Source organism: Nonomuraea rhizosphaerae (genome assembly GCF_019396405.1).
GTDB lineage: Bacteria > Actinomycetota > Actinomycetes > Streptosporangiales > Streptosporangiaceae > Nonomuraea > Nonomuraea rhizosphaerae.
Genome location: NZ_JAHKRL010000230.1, coordinates 1 through 4564, shown reverse-complemented (window position 1 = coordinate 4564; position 4564 = coordinate 1). Strand labels below are relative to the sequence as shown.

Below are 4564 nucleotides of genomic sequence, written 5' to 3'. Positions count from 1 at the left end.
CCCGGGGGTCCGGCCGCCCGCACCCCCCCGCGGCGCAGGCGCCCGTCCCGGTGCAGGCGGCGGCGGTCGCGCCCCCTCCGCCGGCCCGGAGGATCGCGGTCGTCTCGTACGACCTGTGGCTCACGTACCTGCCCGACGGGCTGCGGCGCGTCCGCGGCGGCGCCCTCGAACCCGGCCAGGGCGCCTGGGCCAGGTTCGCCTCGGAGGACCGCTTCGTGGAGGTGCGGGTCGAGCGCGGCGCCCGCACCCTGCCGCGTGACCCCAGGCGGATCATCCTGCGCGGCAGGCCCGCCCTGGTCGGCAGGGCACAGGGCGGCCTGGCGATCGCCTGGCTGGAGCGGCCGGGGACCGGCGTGTGGATCCGGGTCGGCGGAAACTTGAGCGAAGAACTGCTCCGTGTTGCCGCTTCGGTGAAAGGTCCTGTAGGAGACTAGGGGCCTTTTCTGCGGTATTACACACGAAGTCACGGGAGGACGGATGCGACGCCGGGCGGCGGTCTTCCTCGTGTCCGTGCTGACGTTCGCCGTGGCCGCCTGCGGCGCCGCCGAGAGGCCCACCGCGAAGAAGACGCCCGAGCCACGGCCCACCCAGGCCGCCGTGACCGAGGAGATGTCGCTGACCTGCGGCTCCGATTCGGTCTCCGTCGGCCACCTGCCCGCCGGGGTGGAGTGGGCGGGGACGTTCGGCCGCGTGAAGTCCCTGCGCGAGCAGCTTGAGGTGCACGGCGCGCGCTGGCGCCACAACGACGAGGAGCTGCTGATCGGCGTGGTGTGCGGGGTGCGGTCGGCCGAGCGGTTCGCGACCCTGGTCAGCCGGTCGAGCCTGCGCGCCTACCACGGCAAACCCGCCCTGCGCTGGCGTACGCGGGGCGGGCTGAGCAACTTCATGTGGATGGAACGGCCCGGCACCGCTGTCTACATCGGCGCCACGCCCGGGCTCGCCAAGCAGATCGAGAAGGTCGCGGCGAAGATCCGCTGACCTCCCCGGCCGGCGGCTAGCGCGCCTCCGAGAGGAGCTTGTTCAGGCGGCTGACGCCCTCCGCCAGATCGTCGTCCCCCAGCGCGTACGAAAGGCGGAAATATCCGGGCGTCCCGAACGCCTCGCCGGGCACGACCGCGACCTCCGCCTCCTCCAGGATCAGCTCCGCCAGCTCACCCGACGTCTGCGGGCGACGGCCGCGCAGCTCCTTGCCGAGCAGCTCCTTGACCGACGGGTAGGCGTAGAACGCCCCCTTCGGCTCGGGGCAGAACACGCCCGGGATCTCGTTCAGCAGCCGCACCATCGCCTGTCGCCGCCGGTCGAACGCCGTGCGCATCTCCGCCACCGCCGACAGGTCGCCGGAGACCGCCGCGAGGGCGGCCGCCTGGGCCACGTTCGAGACGTTGGAGGTGGCGTGCGACTGCAGGTTCGTCGCGGCCTTGACCACGTCGGACGGGCCGATCAGCCAGCCCACCCGCCAGCCGGTCATCGCGTACGTCTTGGCCACGCCGTTGAGGACGACGACCCGGTCGCCCAGCTCGGGGACGGCCGTGGCGATGCTGGTGAACTCCGCGCCCCCGTACACGAGGTGCTCGTAGATCTCGTCGGTGACCACCCACAGGCCGTGCTCGGCGGCCCAGCGGCCGATCGCCTCGGTCTGCTCGCGCGAGTAGACGGCGCCCGTCGGGTTCGACGGCGAGACGAACAGCAGGACCTTGGTGCGCTCCGTGCGCGCCGCCTCCAGCTGCTCGACGCTCGCGAGGTAACCCGACGTCTCGTCGGTGACGACGTCCACCTGCACGCCGCCGGCGAGCTTGATCGCCTCCGGGTATGTCGTCCAGTAGGGCGCCACGACCAGGACCTCGTCGCCCGGGTCGAGCAGCGTGGCGAACGCCTCGTACACGGCCTGCTTGCCGCCGTTGGTGACCAGGACCTGCGCGGCGTCGACCTGGTAGCCGGAGTCGCGCGCCGTCTTGGCGGCGATCGCCTTCTTCAGCTCGGGCAGACCGCCGGCGGGCGTGTACTTGTGGAAGCGGGGCTCGCGGGCCGCCTCGACCGCCGCGTCGACGATGTAGCCGGGCGTCTGGAAGTCGGGCTCGCCTGCTCCGAAGCCGATGACGGGGCGGCCGGCCGCCTTCATCGCCTTCGCCTTGGAGTCGACGGCGAGTGTGGCGGACTCGGAAATTGCGGCGATCCGGGTGGAAATACGAGGTCGAGAGGACATGGCCCCATGCTCCCATGCGGGCGTGACCTGGGCGATCGGGTTCTGGTTCGACGTGGAGGCCATTCCCCCGATACACTTTCGCCTGGTCGTGCCGCCGCATGTCGACGTGCGGCTCGGTCCAGGCAGTGAGCCGATCAGGGTAGTGTGGTTGGCGACATAGGGCACTGGCGCAATTGGTAGCGCACCGGTCTCCAAAACCGGCGGTTGGGGGTTCGAGTCCCTCGTGCCCTGCGAGTGCGGTCCGCGCAAGCTTGGCGTGTAAGCGCGCCGCAAACTGCGTTGGATACGACAGATTCGGGTGAGGACTGTGGCGATCGACACGCGCGGCGAGACCGCAGACAGGCCGAGTGGCGAGAAGAAGACACGCACCTCGCCGGCCCTTTTCTACCGGCAGGTCGTCACCGAGCTGCGTAAGGTCATCTGGCCGACACGCAAGGACCTCATCACCTACACCACGGTCGTTCTGATATTCGTTCTGATCATGGTCGCGATCGTGTACGGGCTCGACGCCGCGCTCGGCTGGGCCGTGCTGCGCGTCTTCGGCGGATCCTGATCCGGACGCCCGCCGGTCCTGTCCTGGTCTCGCCTGACGGAGTGGCCATTCGATTCGACGGAACCATCGACGAAAGAGGAAAAGTCACCGTGTCCGAGTCTTCAGTACCGGCGGACGAGCCCCGCGACGAGTGGGGCGACGAGTCGGAGGAGGCCGCTGAGGCCGCCGAGGAGACCGTCGACGAGCTCGACTCCGACGTCGCCGACAGCGACGAGGACGACGACGAGCAGGCGGACAGCGACGAGGACGACGAGCAGGTCGCCGACGAGGCTGCCGCGGTCGAAGACGGTGACATCGAGCCTGAGCCTGACGTCGATCCCGTCGAGGAGTTCAAGCGCTCGCTCCGGGGCCAGCTCGGCGAGTGGTACGTGATCCACTCCTACGCCGGTTACGAGAACCGGGTGAAGTCCAACATCGAGAGCCGCAACGTCTCGCTCAACATGGAGGACTACATCTTCCAGGTCGAGGTGCCCACGCACACCGTCCAGGAGTTCAAGAGCGGCAAGAAGGTGCCCGTCAAGGAGCGCGTGCTGCCCGGCTACGTGCTGGTGCGCATGGAGCTGACCGACGAGTCCTGGGCCGCCGTCCGTAACACGCCCGGCGTGACCGGCTTCGTGGGCCTGTCCAACAAGCCGAGCCCGCTCAACCTCGACGAGGTCGCCAAACTGCTGGCGCCCGAGCCGACCGAGGAGAGCAAGAAGGCCGCCGCCAAGACCAGCACCGGGCCGACCGTCGAGTTCGAGATCGGCGAGTCCGTCACGGTCATGGACGGCCCGTTCGCCACGCTTCCCGCCTCGGTCAGCGAGATCAGCCCCGAGTCGCAGAAGCTCAAGGTGCTCGTCTCGATCTTCGGCCGCGAGACCCCGGTCGAGCTGTCGTTCAACCAGGTCTCGAAGATCTGAGACGATCACATACACTTAGACGTTCGGCTGGCCGCCTGCCGCGTTGGCAAGGGCGGCCTCCGACATGTCCGGGCCGCAACCGGCGGACCGGACGGCATCACAAAAAGGACCCGGAGAAGGACACATGCCTCCGAAGAAGAAGATCGCCGCGTTGGTGAAGGTCCAGCTTCCCGCTGGCCAGGCCACCCCGGCTCCCCCGGTGGGTACCGCCCTCGGTCCCCACGGCGTCAACATCATGGACTTCGTCAAGCAGTACAACGCTGCGACGGAGGCCCAGCGGGGCAACATCATCCCCGTCGAGATCACCATCTTCGAGGACCGCAGCTTCGTCTTCATCACGAAGACGCCGCCGGCGCCCGAGCTGATCAAGAAGGCTCTGGGCCTCGACAAGGGCAGCGCGGTCCCGCACAAGGAGAAGGTCGGCAAGCTGAGCCGCGAGCAGCTTCGCAGCATCGCCGAGACCAAGATGCCCGACCTCAACGCCAACGACATCGAGGCGGCCGAGAAGATCATCGCCGGCACCGCCCGGTCGATGGGCATCACCGTCGCCGACTGACCCTTCCCTGATCCGTGGGAGGGCCGCGAAGCCGGCCCGCACACCACAAGGAGACACCAATGCAGCGCAGCAAGGCGCACAAGGACGCGACGGCCAAGGTCGATCGCGACAAGCTCTACACCCCCGTCGAGGCCGCGAAGCTGGCCAAGCAGACGTCCACCACCAAGTTCGACTCGACCGTCGAGGTGGCGCTGCGACTGGGCGTCGACCCTCGCAAGGCCGACCAGATCGTGCGCGGCACGGTCAACCTCCCGCACGGCACCGGCAAGACCGCCCGGGTCCTGGTCTTCGCGACCGGTGACCGTGCCGAGGCAGCCCGCGAGGCGGGCGCCGACATCGTCGGCGCCGAC

At 69.2% G+C, this 4564-nt stretch carries 6 protein-coding genes, 1 tRNA gene and 1 pseudogene; 7 read left to right on the top strand and 1 reads right to left on the bottom strand.

The features are described 5' to 3' along the window. A partial coding sequence (locus KME77_RS11495; RefSeq protein WP_219465590.1) for a hypothetical protein occupies positions 1-434 on the top strand: 434 nt, incomplete at its 5' end. A gap of 43 nt (positions 435-477) precedes the next feature. Next, positions 478-978 (top strand): hypothetical protein, encoded by a 501-nt coding sequence (locus KME77_RS11490; RefSeq protein WP_219465586.1) that lies wholly within the window; start codon positions 478-480, stop codon positions 976-978. Between the two features lie 16 nt (positions 979-994). Here the strand turns inward: KME77_RS11490 and KME77_RS11485 are convergent, their stop codons facing one another. Then, positions 995-2203: a pyridoxal phosphate-dependent aminotransferase gene (locus tag KME77_RS11485; protein ID WP_219465584.1), complete on the bottom strand. Its 1209-nt coding sequence runs from the start codon at positions 2201-2203 to the stop codon at positions 995-997. Positions 2204-2361: 158 nt separating this feature from the next. Here KME77_RS11485 and KME77_RS11480 point away from each other — a divergent pair. The 5 genes and pseudogenes from KME77_RS11480 to KME77_RS11460 form a co-directional block, all read left to right on the top strand. After that, a tRNA-Trp gene (locus KME77_RS11480) sits at positions 2362-2434 on the top strand. 76 nt (positions 2435-2510) lie between these two features. Continuing rightward, a complete protein-coding gene (gene secE / locus KME77_RS11475; protein WP_219465582.1) occupies positions 2511-2756 on the top strand; it encodes a preprotein translocase subunit SecE in 246 nt (81 codons plus the stop codon). A gap of 89 nt (positions 2757-2845) precedes the next feature. After that, positions 2846-3658: a transcription termination/antitermination protein NusG gene (gene nusG / locus KME77_RS11470; protein WP_219465580.1), complete on the top strand. Its 813-nt coding sequence runs from the start codon at positions 2846-2848 to the stop codon at positions 3656-3658. Positions 3659-3782: 124 nt separating this feature from the next. Then, a complete protein-coding gene (rplK, locus tag KME77_RS11465; protein ID WP_219465579.1) occupies positions 3783-4214 on the top strand; it encodes a 50S ribosomal protein L11 in 432 nt (143 codons plus the stop codon). 59 nt (positions 4215-4273) lie between these two features. Continuing rightward, a pseudogene (locus KME77_RS11460) lies at positions 4274-4564 on the top strand (50S ribosomal protein L1); the annotation flags it as partial.

Excerpts from the sequence above, each read along its gene's own strand:
- KME77_RS11490 (WP_219465586.1), top strand. The coding sequence starts at position 478 with ATGCGACGCCGGGCGGCGGTCTTCCTCGTGTCCGTGCTGACGTTCGCC.
- KME77_RS11485 (WP_219465584.1), bottom strand. The coding sequence starts at position 2,203 with ATGTCCTCTCGACCTCGTATTTCCACCCGGATCGCCGCAATTTCCGAG.
- rplK (WP_219465579.1), top strand. The coding sequence starts at position 3,783 with ATGCCTCCGAAGAAGAAGATCGCCGCGTTGGTGAAGGTCCAGCTTCCC.